We start from the raw sequence: 15792 nt of genomic DNA, 5'->3' as shown, positions 1-15792 counted from the left end.
TCCAGCGGTATCGCTTCCGACACCCACGTCGCCACGGCGGAGACGACGGTGTTGCTTCCGATACCCAGCAGCGGGTCAGGCCTCGCCCTTGGCGGCGACGACGGCGTCGTAGACGGTGCGCCGCGGCAGCCCCGTGCGGACGACGACGGCGCGGATGGCGTCCTTGCGGGTGGCGCCCGCGGCCTCCTCGTCGGCCACGAGCGCGGCCAGCTCGGCGGGCGGGACCGCCACCGGGCCCGCGGGCGCCCCGCCGACGACCACGGTGATCTCCCCGCGCACCCCGTCGGCCGCCCACGACGCCAGCTCGGCCAGCGACCCGCGGCGGACCTCCTCGTGGGTCTTGGTCAGCTCCCGGCAGACGGCGGCCGGGCGGTCCGGCCCGAACGCGGCGGCCGCGTCGTCCAGCGCGTCGGCCAGCCGGTGCGGCGACTCGAAGAAGACCATCGTGCGGCGCTCGTCGGCCAGCCCGGCCAGGCGCGACCGGCGCTCCCCGCCCTTGCGCGGCAGGAAGCCCTCGAAGCAGAACCGGTCGACCGGCAGGCCCGACACCGCGAGCGCCGTGGTCACCGCCGACGGCCCAGGGACCGACGTGACCGCGACACCCGCATCGATGGCGGCGCGCACCAGCGTGTAGCCGGGATCGGAGACCGAGGGCATCCCGGCGTCGGTGAGCAGCAGCACGGTCCACCCCTCGGCCAGCGCGGCCAGCAGCCCGGGCAGCCGGGACCGCTCCACCGACTCGTGGAAGGTGACCACCCGCCCGGTGAGGGTCACCTCGAGGTCGGCGGCCAGGCGGTGCAGGCGGCGGGTGTCCTCGACGGCGAGCACGTCCGCCGACGCCATCGCGGTCCGCAGCCGCGGCCCGACGTCACCGGGCTGGCCGAGCGGAGCGCCGCCGAGCACGAGGCGTCCAGTCACGGGGCGAGCCTGTCACGCCGGTCGCCGCGGGCCCGCCTGCAGGGGCCCGACGCGAGGTCGCGAGCGGCGGGGGCGGGCGGGTCCGCTCACTACCCTGACCCCCATGGCGGTACTGGCTCCCGATCGCACGGACCGGGAGCCCGGCGAGCCCCCGGCCGGCCGGTCGCGCCGGTGGCCGCCACCCCGGCCGCGCCGCGACCGCACGCCGCCGCTGCCGGCGGACCGGCTCCTGTCGTGGGTGCTCGCCGCGGCGCTGGGAGCCCTCACCTTCGTCGTCCGGCTCTGGGACCTCAGCTACCCCGCGGACCTGCTGTTCGACGAGGCCTACTACCCGCCCGAGGCCCGCGAGCTGCTCGAGTGGGGCCACGAGTACAACCGCGGCTACACGTTCATCGTCCACCCGCCGCTGGGCAAGTGGATGATCGCGAGCGGCATCCACCTGTTCGGTTACGACTCCCTGGGCTGGCGGATCCCGTCCGCGGTGGCCGGCACCGTCGCCGTCGTCGTCCTCACCCGGCTGGGCCGGCGGCTCACCGGGTCGACGCTGCTGGGGCTCGTGGCGGGTCTGCTGCTGGCGCTGGACGGGTTCGCCTTCTCGCTGTCGCGCATCGGCCTGCTCGACGTCTTCCTGCAGGTGTTCGTCGTCGCGGCGGTGTCCTGCCTGGTGGTCGACCGCGACCGGGTGCGCGCGCGCATCCGCGCGGCGCAGACCGCCACCGGCTCCCGGCTGGGCCCGCGCGGCTGGCGGCTCGCGGCCGGGTTCCTGTTCGGCTGCGCCTGCGCGGTGAAGTGGAGCGGGGTGTGGTTCCTCGCCTCCTTCGCCGTCCTGTCGCTGTTCTGGGACCGCGCCGCCTGGCGGGAGGCCGGCGTCCCCCGGCCCACCCTCACCGCCGCGCGGCGGGGACTGCCCGGCGCGCTGTGGGCGCTGGCCGCCGTCCCGGTGCTCACCTACCTGGCCAGCTTCACCGGCTGGTTCCTCGGGGAGACCTCGCAGGGCAAGGCCTGGGCGCAGCAGAACCCGGAGACGGCGTTCCCGTGGATCCCCGACGCGCTGCGCTCGCTGTGGCACCAGCACGCGGAGTGGCTGCGCTTCCACAACGGCCTGTCGACGCCGCACCCGTGGGAGTCCGGGCCGTGGTCGTGGCTGGTCAACGGCCGGCCGATCCTGCTGTGGAACCCGCAGGGGCTCACCGACGCCGCCGGCGACCAGGTCGTCCGCTACATCCTCATGGTCGGGACGCCGACCCTGTGGTTCGCCTTCGCGCCGGCGCTGGTCTGGCTGGCCTGGCGGCTGGTCGCCCGCCGCGACCCGGCCGCGCTGGTCGTGGCCACCGCGATCGCCGCCGGGTGGGGCACCTGGTTCCTCAAACCCGAGCGCACGATGTTCGTCTTCTACATGGCCCCGGTGGTGCCGTTCTTCGTGCTGGCCGTGGTGCTGGTCCTGCAGGACGTGCTCGGCCGGCCGGGCAGCGACCGCTGGCGGCGCCAGGTGGGGCTGGGCGTGGTCGCGCTCTACGTCGGTGTCGTGGCGGCGACCTTCGTCTTCTTCTACCCCGTGCTGACCGGGCAGCCGCTGTCGCACGCCGAGTGGCTGGACCGGATGTGGTTCCCCTCATGGTTCTGATCCCGGGTGGCACACCCGCGTAGTTGCGTATTACAACTGGTTGTCGTGAGTGCACACGGAGCCGGCATGGCCCGGCAACCCCGGGCCGTCTACGCCGTCGCCTTCGCCTGCGTGGTGAGCTTCATGGGCATCGGGCTGGTCGACCCGATCCTCCCCGCGCTGTCCGAGCAGCTCGACGCCACGCCCAGCCAGGTGACCCTGCTGTTCACCAGCTACCTGCTCGTGACCGCCGTGGCCATGCTCGGCACCGGGTGGGTCTCCAGCCGGATCGGCGCCAAGCGCACGCTCATCGCCGGACTGGTCCTCATCGTGGTCTTCTCCGGCCTGGCGGGGCTCTCGGGCTCGATCGACGGCATCGTCGGCTTCCGGGCCGGCTGGGGGCTGGGCAACGCCCTGTTCATCGCCACCTCGCTGGCGGTCATCGTCGCCTCGGCGTCGGGCGGGTTCGCCGGCGCGATCGTGCTCTACGAGGCCGCCCTGGGCCTGGGCATCGCGGCCGGCCCGCTCGTCGGTGGCCTGCTGGGGGACATCAGCTGGCGGGGGCCCTTCTTCGGGGTCGCCGTACTCATGGCGATCGCCCTGCTCGCCACGGTCGTCCTGCTCGAGCCCACGCCGAAGCCGGCCCGGCCCACCCCGCTGTCGGCGCCGCTCCGCGCGCTGCGCCACCGCGGCCTGCTGACCATGAGCACCACCGCCCTGCTCTACAACTGGGGCTTCTTCACGATGCTCGGCTACGCGCCCTTCCCCATGGAGCTCTCCGAGCTGCAGCTGGGCTTCGTGTTCTTCGGCTGGGGCCTGCTGGTGGCCTTCTTCTCGGTGGTCGCCGCGCCTCGCATGCAGGCGCGGTGGGGCACCGCGCGCTCGCTGTCGGCCGCGCTGGTCCTCTTCGCCGTCGACCTGCTGGTGATCGGCGCCTTCGTCGAGACCCGGTGGGCGCTGATCACCGCGGTCGTCGTCGCGGGGGTCTTCATCGGCGTCAACAACACGCTGGCCACCCAGGCGGTCATGCTCGTCTCGCCCGTCGAGCGGCCGGTGGCCTCGGCCGCCTACGGCTTCGTCCGCTTCCTCGGCGGTGGCCTGGCCCCCTTCGCCGCCGGGAAGCTGGCCGAGCACTGGGACCTGCACGTGCCCTTCGTCGTCGGGGCGGTCGCGGTCCTGCTCGCCGTCGGGGTGCTGAACACCGGCCGGGGCCTGCTGGCCGCGGCCGACGCCGGTCTCGAGGAGGACGGCGCCGCGGCGGCGACGCACGGCCCGCTGGACGACGTGGCCGGCGAGGTGGCCGACGAGTTCGGCGGGGCGCCCGCCGCGATCGACAGCGAGCTGCAGGCGGGCGCTCCCCGCGCCCGCGCCTGACCACCCGCGACTCCGTACCGTGACGACCCAGGGGAACGGTGCACGGCCACGGAGGAGACGGCGATGACCAGCGCACAGGACCGACCGCGGGTGCTGACCGGGGTGGACGGCGACGTCTGGGCGATCACCCTCGACCGCCCGGAGACCGGCAACGCCCTCGACCCGGCGATGGCCGCCGAGCTGGCCGCGGCACTGCGTGACCGCCCGGTGGAGACCCGCACCGTGCTCCTCCTCGGCAACGGGAGCCGGTTCTGCGTGGGCGGCGACGTGCGGGCCTTCGCCGGCGCGGACGACCCGGCCGCCTACGTCGGGCAGCTGGCGCAGGACTGGCACCAGGTGGTCCGCGCGCTGCTGTACTGCCCGGTGCCGGTCGTCGCCGGGGTGCAGGGTGCCGTCGCCGGTGCGGGGGTCGGGCTCATCGGGGCGTGCGACATCGTCGTCTGCGCCCGGTCCACCAAGATCCGGCCGGCCTACGGCGCGATCGGCTACTCCCCCGACGGCGGGAGCTCGTGGGCGCTGACCCGGGCGCTGGGAGCCCCGCGGGCGCTGGAGCTGATGCTGACCAACGGCGCGCTGACCGCCGCCGAGGCGCACATGTTCGGCCTGGTCGCCCGCCTCGTGGAGGACGAGGAGGTGCACCAGGCCGCCATCGCGCTGGCGCAGGGGGTGGCCGCGGGCCCGGTGCGGGCGATGGTGCGCACCCGCGCGCTGGTCCGGCAGGCCGCCGTCCGCACGCTCGAGGAGCAGCTGGACGACGAGGCGCGGCTGATCGCCGATTCCGCCGCCGACCCCGAGGGCCGCGAGGGCGTCCGGGCGTTCGTGGAGAAGCGCCAGCCGGACTTCCGCAACGCACGCTGAGCCGGCCTAGACGGCCTCCACCGGCCAGGCCTCGAAGGACGCGCTGGCCTCGACCCCGGTCGAGTCGGTCGCCGTCGCCGTGACGACCAGCCGGGTGCCGGTCCCGTGGTCGACGAAGGGACGGGAGTACTCCGGCCCCTCGAACGACTCCCCGGGGTGGTCGTGGCAGAGCCCGCCGCTGCAGTGCACGAGCACCTCGCTCCACCGCACGGTCAGCGGCCCGTCCTCGGCGTCGGTGGCCGTCGCGCCGGCCTGCACCAGGTCCCCGGGGGCGTAGTGGCGCTCCGGTGGCGGCGCGGTCAGGGTCAGCACCGGCGCGGTGTTGCCGGGGACGACCGTCACGGTCGTGCTCGCCTCGGCCCCGCCGGGGTCGGTGACCGTGAGCCGGGCGGTGACCGGCCCGGGGTCGGCGTAGGCGTGGTCCACCCGGACGCCCTCGCCGGTGGTCCCGTCGCCGAAGTCCCACCGGTGGGTCAGCGGCTCGCCGTCCCACTCGCTGGAGGCGCTGCCGTCGAAGGTCACCGTGCGCGTCGCGGCGTCGACCGTGGCGGTGACCCGCGCGGTCGGGGGCCGGTTGCCGGGCGCGTGCACCAGCCGCTTGAGCACGCTGCCGCCGATGTCGGCCCAGACGACGTCGCCGTTGTCCGGAGCCGCGGCGAACGCCACGGGCAGCCCGTTCCCCGCGCCGAAGCCCTCGGCCTCCGGGGCCCGGACCAGCCCGCCCTCGGCGTCGGAGCGCAACGTGTAGACGCGCTGGGAGGAGTAGTCGCCGAAGAAGTACGCACCCTGGTACTGGGCCGGGTAGGCGCTGCCGGTGTAGACGACGCCGCCGGTGACGGCCGTGCCGGCCGGGCCGTGCTCGTACCGCCACAGCGGCGCGGTGTTGGGGGCGTCCTGGCACTCGGGCAGGTCGGCGTAGCCGGGGCTGCGCGCGTCGCCCTCCCAGCACGGCCAGCCGTAGCTGGCCCCGGGGCGGACCACGTCGATCTCCTCCCACGTCGCCCAGCCGACGTCGCCCACGATCGGCCCCCCGGTCACCGGGTCCAGGCTGAACCGGAACGGGCTGCGGAAGCCCAGGGCGTACACGCGGCTGCGCCACGACGCCGGGTCGGCCGCGTCGTAGAAGGGGTTGTCCGCGACACCGCGCCCGTCGGGCAGCAGGTGCAGCAGCTTGCCGTACCCGGTGGCGGGGTCCAGCGCGCGCAGGGCCAGCGGGTCCACGTCCCGGAAGTCGGCGGAGTCACCGACGGTCACCCACAGGGAGCCGTCGGGGTCGGCGACGACGCCGGTCAGCCCGTGCGCGTCGGACCCGGCGGGCAGCTCCAGGACGACGCGCTCGTCGACCAGGCCCTCGTCGGTGAGGGCCCAGGCCGACAGCCGCATCGTCCACTGACCGTCGACGTCGAGGGTGCGACCGGTGTAGACCGTCCCGTCGGGCGCGACCTCGACCGCGACCAGCCCGAGGTCGCCGGCGGTCACCACGGGCAGCTCGGCGACCGTGCGGGCCTCCCCGGAGGGCGCCACCCGGGCCACCCGCCCGTTCTTGCCCGTGGTCAGCCAGCCGCCGTCGGGCAGGTAGGCGAAGTCGGTGAGCAGCTCGTCCTGGCCACTGGGCAGGTCGACGACGACGAAGCCGGCCGTCAGCGCCGGGGCCGCCGCGGCCCGGCCCGGGGTGACGGCCACCGTCCCGGCGACCAGGGTCACGAGGACGCCGAACCGCACGGCCGCGCGCGCCGCCCGGTGGGAACCGCCTGGCTCTGGGGTCACGCCGGGCGACGCTCCCCGTCCTCGTTCCGTGCGACCAACGCAACACGCGGGTCCGTGCGACCCGCCGGGGCGGAGCGCACGGCCGGTGCCCGGCCGTGCGCGGGGAGCCACTCGGCCCGGGACGGCAGAAGGCCCCGCCCGGTGTGCCGGGCGGGGCCTTCGGTGTCGGGGTGGAGCTGAGGGGATTTGAACCCCTGACCCCCTCGATGCGAACGAGGTGCGCTACCGGACTGCGCTACAGCCCCTGACGGTGGACGAGTCTACCGTCCACCGGTTCCGGCACCGCCACCGGGTGGCCCTCCTGCAGGGTCCCGCCGCGAGCTCGCGAGTGGCGGGGCAGGAGGGGCCTTCACCCGTTGACGACCCGGCGCGGCTGGTAGACGTCGATGTCGGCGAAGCCGATGTCGTCGTCGTCCAGGCCCACGACGGCGCTGTTCTGCCAGCCGGCCGGCGCCGCGGTGCGGGCGGCGACGACTCGGCCGGGGCGCAGCGGGTGGACCGGCGCCAGCGGCAGGCTGGGGTGCGGCAGGTCGACGGTGTGGTGGTGCACCTCCTCGGCGACCGGCACCTCCTCCGCGCGGCGCGGCGCCGGCACCGGCCGGGCGACCGGTCGACGCAACTCGCGGGCGGCGGCCCGGGCGGCCCGGCGGGCGGCCAGCCGCTCCCGGCGGGCCGCGGCGCGCAGCACCATCAGGTAGGCCACGACGGCGAGGTCGAGCACGCCCTGCGCGATCCACAGCCAGGGGCTGTAGAGCAGCGCGCCGGCCAGGGCCACCAGCGTGAGCCCCACCAGGCCGGCCAGCGTGCGACGGCGCACGGCGTGCACGTCGACCCGCAGCTCGCCGGAGGTCAGCAGCGCCCCGCGGTCGATGGAGACCTTCTCGGTGTCGGCGTAGACCGCCGGGTCCACCGTCCGCCGCCGCTGCAGCGTCCGGCCGGAGTCGGTCAGCCCGGCTCGACCCGCCTGGGAGTCACCGCGGGTCACCACCATCGGGACCAGCACGACGAACCACAGCACGACCAGAGCGGCCAGCAGCACGCCCGAACCCATCCAGAACACCACCCGTCACACGAGTCACTTGACGGGCGAAGTTACGGCCTGCACTCCCCCGTTCGAGGGAGGCGCGCGGGCGTGTCACTGAAGTGTCGTGTGACTGGAGTGTCGGCGGCACGGCGTGTCGACGGAGAGCCCCGGAGCGGACGCCCGTGCGCGTGGTATGCGGGCGCGGCTCAGCCGGAGGCGGCGGCGTGCCAGCGGGCGAGGACCCCCTCGGGCGAGTCCTCGGCCAGCAGCGCGTAGCAGCGGTGGTCGCGCCAGTCCCCGTCGATGTCGAGGTACCGGCGCAGCAGCCCCTCGGAACGGAACCCGAGCCGCTCCACGAGCCGCTGGCTCGGGCCGTTCTCCGGCCGGATGTCGGCCTGCAACCGGTGCAGCCGCGCCGCGCCGAACGCGTGGTCGCACACCAGCGCCACCGCGAGCGAGGCCATGCCCCGGCCGGCGACCGAGCGGTCGATCCAGTAGCCGAGGTTGCCCGAGCGCAGCGCGCCACGGACGACGTTGTCGATGGTCACCTGGCCGGCCAGCCGCCCCTCCACGCGGACGACGAACGGCAGCGTCGTGCCGGCGAGGGCTCGGCGGAGCACCGCGCGGCGCATCGCCCGGTACGCCTGCGGGGTGTGCCGCGCCGCCCACGGCGAGGGCGCCGTCGGCTCCCACGGGGACAGCCACGCCTCGTTCGCGAGCCGGACCCGGCTCCACTCCTCGGCGTCCCGGCGCCGCGGCGGGTGCAGCTCCACCGGCCCGAAGGACAGTCGGGCGGGCCAGCCGGGGTGCTGCGCGGGGTCGGGCACGGGTCGGCTCAGCCGCCCAGCAGCAGGGGCATGACGGTGACCAGCCCGCCGGCGGCGACCTCGGTGACGTCCTCGTCGATCACGATCAGGCAGTTGGCCCGCGCCATCCGCGCCAGCATCGCCTCGTCGCCGTCGCCCAGCGGCTCGACGACGTAGCCACCGTCGGGGTGGCGCATCACCTGGCCGTGCAGGTACTGCCGGTACCCCAACGGGGAGGTCAGCTGCTCGGCGGCGATCGCCTGCACGGTGCGGCGGAACAGCTGCCGCTTGCCCAGCATGAGTCGGATCGCCGGCCGCACGAACACCTCGAACGCGACCAGTGCGGCGACCGGCTCCCCGGGGACGCAGATGACCGGGACGGAGTCGCGGCCCAGCCGGCCGAAGCCCTGGACCGGGCCGGGGTGCATGAGGACCTGCGAGAAGCGCATGTCGCCGAGCTCGGCGAGGGCCTCCCGCACCATGTCCCCCTCGTCGGCGAGGGTGCCGGCGATGAGCACCAGGTCGCTGCGCAGCAGCTGGCTCTCCAGCACCTCCGAGAGGCGGCGCCGGTCGGAGGGGACGATCCCCGACCGGTAGGCCTCCGCGCCGGCGTCACGCGCGGCGGCCGCCAGCGCGTAGCTGTTCACGTCGACGACCTGGCCGGGAGCCGCCGCGCTGCTGATGTCGACCAGCTCGGCACCGGCGGAGAGGACGGCGATCCGCGGCCGGGGCCGGACCAGGACGCGGTCGCGGCCGACCGCCGCGAGCAGGCTGATCTGCGCGGGGCCGATCGGGGTGCCGACCTGCACCGCCGTCGTCCCCGGCGCGACGTCGTCCCCGGTGCGGCGCACGTAGCCGCCCGGCGCCACGGCCGCGTGCACCGTCACCTTGGCCACGCCGCGGTCGGTCCAGACCGCCGGGACGACGACGTCGGCGCCGGTGGGCAGCATCGCGCCCGCCGCGACCTTCAACGCCAGCCCGGGCCCGATCGACGACGGGCCGCTGGGACCGGGGACGCTCTCCCCCACCACCGCCAGCGAGGCCGGCTCGCCGGGGGTGGCGCCCTCGATGTCCATGGCCCGCGCGGCGTAGCCGTCCAGGGCGGCCTGGTCGAAGGCCGGCAGCGCCCGCTGGCTGACGACCTCCTCCGCGCAGAGCAGCCCCTGCGCGTCGAGGACGGCCAGCTCGATCGGGTCCGGCTGCGGCACCGCGGAGAGGATCTCGTCGAGGTGCTGCTCGACCGGGCGGGGCGCGGGCGGCTCGGCCGCGCCCGGTGGCGGCGGCGGGACCTGACCGGGCTCGATCGCGCTCGTCTCGTGGGTCCCCGCCGGCGCCGGGGAGACCACCGTGCCGCGGCGCAGGTCCATCGCCGTGGTGTCCCGCTGTCCTGTGCCGTCCTCGGTCATACCCACCACGGAGGTCGATGCTCCCCCCTCAGGGGCCGCCCTCAGGCCTGCGACGCGCCCTTCGGGGACAGGTCGGCCACGAACTCGGTCAGCCAGGACCGCAGGGGCGGCCCGAGGTCGTCGCGCTCGGCGGCCAGGCGGATGACCGCCTTGAGGTAGTCCAGCCGGTCCCCGGTGTCGTAGCGCCGGCCGCGGAACACCACGCCGTGCACCGGCTGCCCGCGCTCGACGAGGGTGGCGAGGGCGTCGGTCAGCTGGATCTCCCCGCCGCGGCCGGGCGCGGTCTCCCGCAGCACGTCGAAGACCTCCGGCGCGAGCACGTAGCGGCCGATGATGGCCAGGCTGCTCGGTGCCTCCTCCACGGGTGGCTTCTCGACCAGGCCGGTGATCGCCACGACGTCGCCGTCGGTGTCCTCGACCGCCACCGCGCCGTACTTGTCGATGTTCTCCCGGCCCACGTCGAGCAGGGCGACCACCGAGCCGCCGTGCTCGGCCTGCACGTCCAGCATCTGCTCGAGCAGGTGGTCACGGGCGTCGATGAGGTCGTCGCCGAGCAGCACGGCGAACGGCTCGTCGCCCACGAAGGCCGCCGCCTGCAGCACCGCGTGGCCCAGCCCCCGCGCCTCGCCCTGCCGCACGAAGTGCACCTGGGCCACGTCGGTCGAGGCCCGGACGGCGGCCAGCCGGTCGGCGTCGCCCTTCTTCTCCAGCGCGGCCTCGAGCTCGGGCGAGCGGTCGAAGAAGTCCTCGATCGCGCCCTTGTTGCGCCCGGTGACCATGAGCACCTCGGCCAGCCCGGCGCGCGCGGCCTCCTCGACGATGTACTGCAGCGCCGGCCGGTCGACCACCGGCAGCAGCTCCTTGGGCACGGCCTTGGTCGCCGGCAGGAAACGGGTCCCCAGGCCCGCGACCGGGAGGACGGCCTTCCGCGCGGGGCGGGAGCTCGAAGTCGGCATGGGCGGAGCGTAGTGGAGGCGGCACGACCGCCCCCCGGCCCGGCCGGAGGACGGTCGCCGACCCTGGCTAGCCTTCGACGGTGCCCTCTCCGGACGACGTCGCCGCGGCGAAGGCGACCCTCCGGACCCGGTTCCAGGCCCTGCGTGCGGACCGCACCAGCGAGACCCGGGCCGCCGCCGCGGCGGCGGTCACCGCCACCCTGCTGCGCGGGCTGGCCGGGGTCCGCACGCTGGCGGCCTTCGTCCCCGACCCCACCGAGCCGGGGGCGGGCCGCCTCCCGGCCGCCTACACCCAGCTCGGCGCGCGGGTGCTGCTGCCGGTGGTGCCCGCCGACGGGCGGGAGCTGGGCTGGGCCGTCGACACCGGCCGGCTGACCCCGGGCCGCTTCGGCCTGATGGAGCCGGTGGGCCCGCGGCTGGGGCCGACCGCGATCGGCGCCGCGGAGGTCGTCGTCGTCCCCGCGGTGGCGGTGTCCCGGTCCGGCGTCCGGCTCGGCCGCGGCGGCGGCTACTACGACCGGGCGCTGCGGCACGCCCGTGCCGACGCCCGGCTGGTGGCCGTGGTGTTCGACGACGAACTGGTGGACGACCTGCCGTCGGAGCCGCACGACCGACGGGTCACCGCGGTGGTCACGCCCTCCGGTGGCTGGGAGGCGCTACCGACCGGTCACTGACACAGTGATCACGCCCTCGTCCCCCGACGCCGTGGGAGCGCGCCGTGTCCCCCGAGATAGTCACCATCATCGCGCTCGTCGTGATCTTCGCGATCGCCACGTTCCTGCCCATCAACATGGGCGCCCTGGCGTTCGTGGCCGCGTTCCTCGTCGGCACGCTGTCGGTCGGCCTGAGCACCGACGACATCCTCGCCGGCTTCCCCGCCGAGCTGGTCGTGACGCTGATCGGCGTCACCTACCTGTTCGCGATCGCGCAGAACAACGGCACCGTCGACCTGCTGGTGCGCGGCGCGGTGCGGCTGGTGCGCGGCCACGTCGCCGCCATCCCGTGGATCATGTTCTTCGTCACCGCGCTGCTGACCGCGATCGGCGCGCTCTCCCCCGCCGCGGTCGCGATCATCGCGCCGATCGCCCTGGGCTTCGCCGCCCGCTACCAGATCAACCCGCTGCTCATGGGCATGATGGTCATCCACGGCGCGCAGGGCGGGGGGTTCTCCCCCATCAGCGTCTACGGCGTCACGGTCAACACCATCGTGGAGGACGAGGGCCTGCCCTCCAGCCCGCTGACGGTCTTCCTGGGCAGCCTGTTCTTCAACATCGCCATCGCCGTGGTGCTCTTCCTCGTGCTCGGCGGTCGCCAGCTGCTCGGCCGCAAGGTGGCGGTCGCGACGCCGGCGCACGCCGAGCACGCGGAGGCCACCGTCGTCCGCGGCCACGGGGCCCCGCCCGGACCGGCGGTCGGCGGGGACGACGCCGCGGCCGGCACCGACCGCGGCGCCGGCACCGACGCCGGCGAGGGCGCCGACCGGCCGCAGCCGGTGACGCTCGACCAGATCCTGACGCTGATCGGGTTGGCCGCCGTCGCGGTCCTGGCCCTGGTGTTCGACCTGGACATCGGCTTCGTCTCGATCACCGTCGCGACGGTCCTCGTGCTGTTCGCCGCCGCGCGGCACAAGGGCGCCGTCAGCCAGATCAGCTGGTCGACCGTGCTGCTCATCGCCGGCGTCCTGACCTTCGTGTTCGTGCTGCAGGAGGCCGGCACCATCGACTACGTCGGCGAGGCGGTCATCGGGCTGGGCGTGCCCCTGATCATCGCGCTGCTGCTCTGCTACATCGGAGGGGTGGTGTCGGCCTTCGCGTCGTCGACCGCGATCATCGGGGTCGCCATCGCACTCGCGGTGCCGTTCCTGCAGGCCGGGGACATCGGTGCCGTGGGCGTGGTGGTCGCCCTGTCCGTGGCCTCCACCATCGTCGACGTGAGCCCGTTCTCGACCAACGGCGCGCTGGTGCTGGCCAACGCACAGGACGTCGACAAGGACCGCTTCTACAAGCAGATCCTCGCCTACTCCGGGATCGTCGTCGCCGCCGGGCCGTTCCTGGCCTGGCTGGTGTTCGTCGTCCCCGGTTGGCTCTAGACGAACGGAGCGCACCGCCATGTCCGGACCCCTCGACGGCATCCTCGTCGTCGACCTGACCCGCGCCCTCGCCGGGCCGCACGCCGGGATGATGCTCGGCGACCTCGGCGCCCGGGTGATCAAGGTGGAGAACCCCGGGTCGGGTGACGACACCCGCGGCTGGGGCCCGCCGTTCGTGTGGCCCGGGGGCGGTGAGGACGGTGGATCGGCGGAGCAGGGCGACCGGGAGTCCACCTACTTCCTCTGCACCAACCGCAACAAGGAGTCGGTGACCCTCGACCTCAAGGACGACGGCGACAAGGCGCTGCTCACCGAGCTGATCCGGCGGGCCGACGTGCTGCTGGAGAACTTCCGCCCCGGCACCCTGGCCCGCCTGGGCTTCGGCACCGACGTGCTGGAGTCGCTCAACCCGCGGCTGGTGACCCTGTCGATCAGCGGCTTCGGCCACGACGGTCCCGAGGGCGGACGCGCCGGCTACGACCAGATCGCCCAGGGCGAGGGCGGGCTGATGTCGCTGACCGGGTCCGGCCCCGACGACCCCCAGCGCGTCGGTGTCCCGATCGGCGACCTGCTGGCCGGGATGTACGGCGCCTACGGGGTGCTCGCCGCGCTGCTGGAGCGGGAGCGGACCGGCCGCGGCCAGGTGGTGCGCACCTCGCTGCTGGCGGCGATCGTCGGGGTGCACGCCTTCCAGGGGACGGCGTGGACGGTCGCGGGCAAGGTCGGCCGCGCCCAGGGCAACCACCACCCGTCGATCGCGCCGTACGGGCTGTTCCACTGCAAGGGCGGCAGCGTCCAGCTCTCCTGCGGCTCGGAGGGGCTGTGGCGCAAGCTGTGCGCCGAGTTCGGCCTGGACCCCGACGCCCCCGGCCTGGCCACCAACGGGGAGCGGGTCGGCAACCGCCCGCAGGTGATCGAGCTGCTGGAGCGGACCTTCGCCGACATCGCCCCCGAGGAGCTGCTGGCCCGGCTGGCCGCCGCGGGCATCCCGGCGGGCAAGGTGCGCACCCTCGACGAGGTCTACACCTGGGAGCAGACCCTCTCCCAGGGCCTGCTGGTCGACGTCGAGCACGCCACCCTCGGCCCCTTGCAGCTGCCCGGCCCGCCGCTGCGGTTCTTCGCCGCGGGTCCGGACGGCGAGACCGAGACCACCCGCCGGGACCACGCCGCGCCCCCGGTGCTGGGCTCGTCCAACGAGGCGATCCGCGCCTGGCTCCAGGCGTGAGCCGGCTCGCGATCCCACCCATGGGCACGGCACGCGCGGGCACGTCCCCGACGGGCGCCGGCGGGGAGGCGGCATGACCCGCCCGCCGGACGCGCGGGCGCTGCGGGACCTCGTCCTCGACCCCGGCTCGTGGAAGAGCTGGGACGCCCCGATCGAGATCGGCGAGGTCCCCGAGTCCTACGCCGACGAGCTGGCGCGGGCGGCGGAGAAGGCCCACCAGGACGAGGCGGTCATCACCGGTGAGGGCCGGCTGCGCGGCCGGCGGGTCGCCGTGCTCGCCGGCGAGTTCGGCTTCCTGGCCGGCTCCATCGGCGTCGCCGCCGCCGAGCGGCTGATCGCCGCCGTCGAGCGGGCCACCGAGGAGGGGCTGCCGCTGCTGGCCGCCCCGGTCTCCGGGGGGACCCGCATGCAGGAGGGCACCGTCGCCTTCCTGCAGATGATCGGGATCACCGCGGCGATCGCGCGGCACAAGGAGGCCGGGCTGCCGTACCTGGTCTACCTGCGGCACCCCACCTTCGGCGGCGTCCTGGCCTCGTGGGGGTCGCTGGGCCACGTGACCATCGCCGAGCCGGGGGCCTCGATCGGGTTCCTCGGCGCCCGGGTGTACCAGGCCCTCTACGGCGAGCCCTTCCCCGAGGGCGTGCAGACCGCCGAGAACCTGGCCGCGCACGGGCTGATCGACGCCGTCGTGCCGCACGAGGAGATCGCCGACGTCGCCGACCGGGCGCTGCGGGTGCTGGCGGCGCGGCAGACGTGGCACCACGACGTCCGTGACGCCGAGCGGCCGCGGCCCGAGGACGGCACGGACGCCGACGACCCCGAGGACCACCGCAGCGCGTGGGAGGTCGTCACCGCGTCACGGCGGCCGGACCGGCCCGGCGTCCGGCGGCTGCTGCGCACGGCGGCCACCGACATCGTCGGCCTCTCGGGCACCGGTGCCGGGGAGAAGGACCCCGGCCTGCTGCTCGCCCTGGCGCGCTTCGGCGGGGCGCCGTGCGTCGTCCTCGGCCAGGACCGGCGCGGCCAGTCCCTCTCGGCGCCGCTCGGGCCGGCCGCCCTGCGGGAGGCCCGCCGCGGCATGCGGCTGGCCGCCGAGCTGCGGCTGCCGCTGCTCACGCTGATCGACACCCCCGGCGCGGCGCTGTCGAAGGACGCCGAGGAGGGCGGGCTGGCCGCCGAGATCGCCCGCTGCCTGCAGGACCTGGTCATGCTCAAGGCCCCGACGCTGGCCGTGCTGCTCGGCCAGGGCACCGGCGGCGGGGCGCTGGCGCTGGTGCCGGCCGACCGGGTGCTGGCCGCGGCGAACGGCTGGCTGGGCCCGCTGCCACCCGAGGGCGCCTCGGCGATCGTGCACCGCACGGTCGACCGGGCCGACGAGATGGCCGCCTCGCAGGGCGTGCGCGCCACCGACCTGTGGCGCGCCGGGATCGTCGACCGGGTGGTGCCCGAGCGGCCCGACGCCGCCGACGAGCCGGTGGAGTTCTGCCAGCGGCTGGGCCGGGTGCTCGGCGAGGAGCTGGCCGACCTGCTCGGGCGGGACGACGGCGAGCGGTTCCGCAGCCGGCTGCACCGCTACCGGCACCTCGGCCGCTGAGGCCCCGCCCACGGTCCAGGCGGCCGGAGCCGCCGGGTGCCGGGAGCCGCCGGGGGGGGGGGGGGGGGGGGGGGGGGGGGGGGGGGGGGGGGGGCCGGGGCGGGGGGGGGGGGGGGGGGGGGGGGGGGGGGGGGGGGGGGGGGGGGGGGGGGGGGGGGGGGGGGGGGGGGGG

At 75.6% G+C, this 15792-nt stretch carries 13 protein-coding genes and 1 tRNA gene; 7 read left to right on the top strand and 7 right to left on the bottom strand.

Annotation, left to right across the window (positions count from 1 at the left end):
• Nucleotides 1-75: 75 nt before the first annotated feature.
• Entirely contained in the window at nucleotides 76-918 is an 843-nt protein-coding gene (gene rsmI, locus ACI79I_RS23355; RefSeq protein ID WP_456994786.1) for a 16S rRNA (cytidine(1402)-2'-O)-methyltransferase, read from the bottom strand.
• Between the two features lie 103 nt (nucleotides 919-1021).
• Between rsmI and ACI79I_RS23350 the strand changes: the two genes are divergently transcribed.
• From ACI79I_RS23350 to ACI79I_RS23340, 3 genes are all read left to right on the top strand, one after another.
• Entirely contained in the window at nucleotides 1022-2542 is a 1521-nt protein-coding gene (locus ACI79I_RS23350; protein ID WP_456994784.1) for a dolichyl-phosphate-mannose--protein mannosyltransferase, read from the top strand.
• 45 nt (nucleotides 2543-2587) lie between these two features.
• The gene (locus tag ACI79I_RS23345; RefSeq protein ID WP_456994782.1) at nucleotides 2588-3895 is read left to right on the top strand and encodes an MFS transporter; all 1308 of its coding nucleotides are present in this window, start codon (nucleotides 2588-2590) and stop codon (nucleotides 3893-3895) included.
• A gap of 63 nt (nucleotides 3896-3958) precedes the next feature.
• Nucleotides 3959-4753, top strand: a complete 795-nt coding sequence (locus ACI79I_RS23340) for an enoyl-CoA hydratase/isomerase family protein (protein WP_456994780.1) — start codon at nucleotides 3959-3961, stop codon at nucleotides 4751-4753.
• 6 nt (nucleotides 4754-4759) lie between these two features.
• Here ACI79I_RS23340 and ACI79I_RS23335 read toward each other — a convergent pair whose 3' ends face one another.
• The 6 genes from ACI79I_RS23335 to galU all read right to left on the bottom strand — a co-directional run bounded on the left by ACI79I_RS23335 (nucleotide 4760) and on the right by galU (nucleotide 10712).
• A complete protein-coding gene (locus tag ACI79I_RS23335) occupies nucleotides 4760-6520 on the bottom strand; it encodes a PQQ-dependent sugar dehydrogenase (protein ID WP_456994778.1) in 1761 nt (586 codons plus the stop codon).
• A 171-nt stretch (nucleotides 6521-6691) separates the two neighbouring features.
• A tRNA-Ala gene (locus ACI79I_RS23330) sits at nucleotides 6692-6765 on the bottom strand.
• Nucleotides 6766-6869: 104 nt separating this feature from the next.
• Nucleotides 6870-7571, bottom strand: a complete 702-nt coding sequence (gene sepX / locus ACI79I_RS23325; protein WP_456994776.1) for a divisome protein SepX/GlpR — start codon at nucleotides 7569-7571, stop codon at nucleotides 6870-6872.
• A gap of 179 nt (nucleotides 7572-7750) precedes the next feature.
• The gene (locus ACI79I_RS23320) at nucleotides 7751-8371 is read right to left on the bottom strand and encodes a GNAT family N-acetyltransferase (RefSeq protein WP_456994774.1); all 621 of its coding nucleotides are present in this window, start codon (nucleotides 8369-8371) and stop codon (nucleotides 7751-7753) included.
• 8 nt (nucleotides 8372-8379) lie between these two features.
• Nucleotides 8380-9756, bottom strand: coding sequence for a molybdotransferase-like divisome protein Glp (gene glp, locus ACI79I_RS23315; RefSeq protein WP_456994772.1), 1377 nt, complete (start codon nucleotides 9754-9756; stop codon nucleotides 8380-8382).
• Nucleotides 9757-9797: 41 nt separating this feature from the next.
• Nucleotides 9798-10712 carry a UTP--glucose-1-phosphate uridylyltransferase GalU gene (galU, locus tag ACI79I_RS23310; RefSeq protein ID WP_456994770.1) on the bottom strand — a complete coding sequence of 305 codons (915 nt, stop codon included), beginning with the start codon at nucleotides 10710-10712 and terminating at the stop codon, nucleotides 9798-9800.
• Between the two features lie 80 nt (nucleotides 10713-10792).
• Between galU and ACI79I_RS23305 the strand changes: the two genes are divergently transcribed.
• From ACI79I_RS23305 to ACI79I_RS23290, 4 genes are all read left to right on the top strand, one after another.
• Nucleotides 10793-11386 (top strand): 5-formyltetrahydrofolate cyclo-ligase, encoded by a 594-nt coding sequence (locus ACI79I_RS23305; RefSeq protein ID WP_456994768.1) that lies wholly within the window; start codon nucleotides 10793-10795, stop codon nucleotides 11384-11386.
• 44 nt (nucleotides 11387-11430) lie between these two features.
• Complete coding sequence (locus tag ACI79I_RS23300) at nucleotides 11431-12801, top strand: SLC13 family permease (protein WP_456994766.1); 1371 nt, start codon at nucleotides 11431-11433, stop codon at nucleotides 12799-12801.
• Between the two features lie 19 nt (nucleotides 12802-12820).
• The gene (locus tag ACI79I_RS23295) at nucleotides 12821-14026 is read left to right on the top strand and encodes a CaiB/BaiF CoA transferase family protein (RefSeq protein ID WP_456994764.1); all 1206 of its coding nucleotides are present in this window, start codon (nucleotides 12821-12823) and stop codon (nucleotides 14024-14026) included.
• A 73-nt stretch (nucleotides 14027-14099) separates the two neighbouring features.
• Nucleotides 14100-15620, top strand: coding sequence for a carboxyl transferase domain-containing protein (locus tag ACI79I_RS23290; RefSeq protein ID WP_456994762.1), 1521 nt, complete (start codon nucleotides 14100-14102; stop codon nucleotides 15618-15620).
• Nucleotides 15621-15792: the final 172 nt, after the last annotated feature.

Source organism: Geodermatophilus sp. SYSU D01105 (genome assembly GCF_054050095.1).
Note: the sequence above shows the minus strand (reverse complement) of the source record. Positions and strands in the feature narration are given on the sequence as shown.

Excerpts from the sequence above, each read along its gene's own strand:
- ACI79I_RS23350 (WP_456994784.1), top strand. The coding sequence starts at position 1,022 with ATGGCGGTACTGGCTCCCGATCGCACGGACCGGGAGCCCGGCGAGCCC.
- ACI79I_RS23340 (WP_456994780.1), top strand. The coding sequence starts at position 3,959 with ATGACCAGCGCACAGGACCGACCGCGGGTGCTGACCGGGGTGGACGGC.
- sepX (WP_456994776.1), bottom strand. The coding sequence starts at position 7,571 with ATGGGTTCGGGCGTGCTGCTGGCCGCTCTGGTCGTGCTGTGGTTCGTC.
- glp (WP_456994772.1), bottom strand. The coding sequence starts at position 9,756 with ATGACCGAGGACGGCACAGGACAGCGGGACACCACGGCGATGGACCTG.
- galU (WP_456994770.1), bottom strand. The coding sequence starts at position 10,712 with ATGCCGACTTCGAGCTCCCGCCCCGCGCGGAAGGCCGTCCTCCCGGTC.
- ACI79I_RS23295 (WP_456994764.1), top strand. The coding sequence starts at position 12,821 with ATGTCCGGACCCCTCGACGGCATCCTCGTCGTCGACCTGACCCGCGCC.
- ACI79I_RS23290 (WP_456994762.1), top strand. The coding sequence starts at position 14,100 with ATGACCCGCCCGCCGGACGCGCGGGCGCTGCGGGACCTCGTCCTCGAC.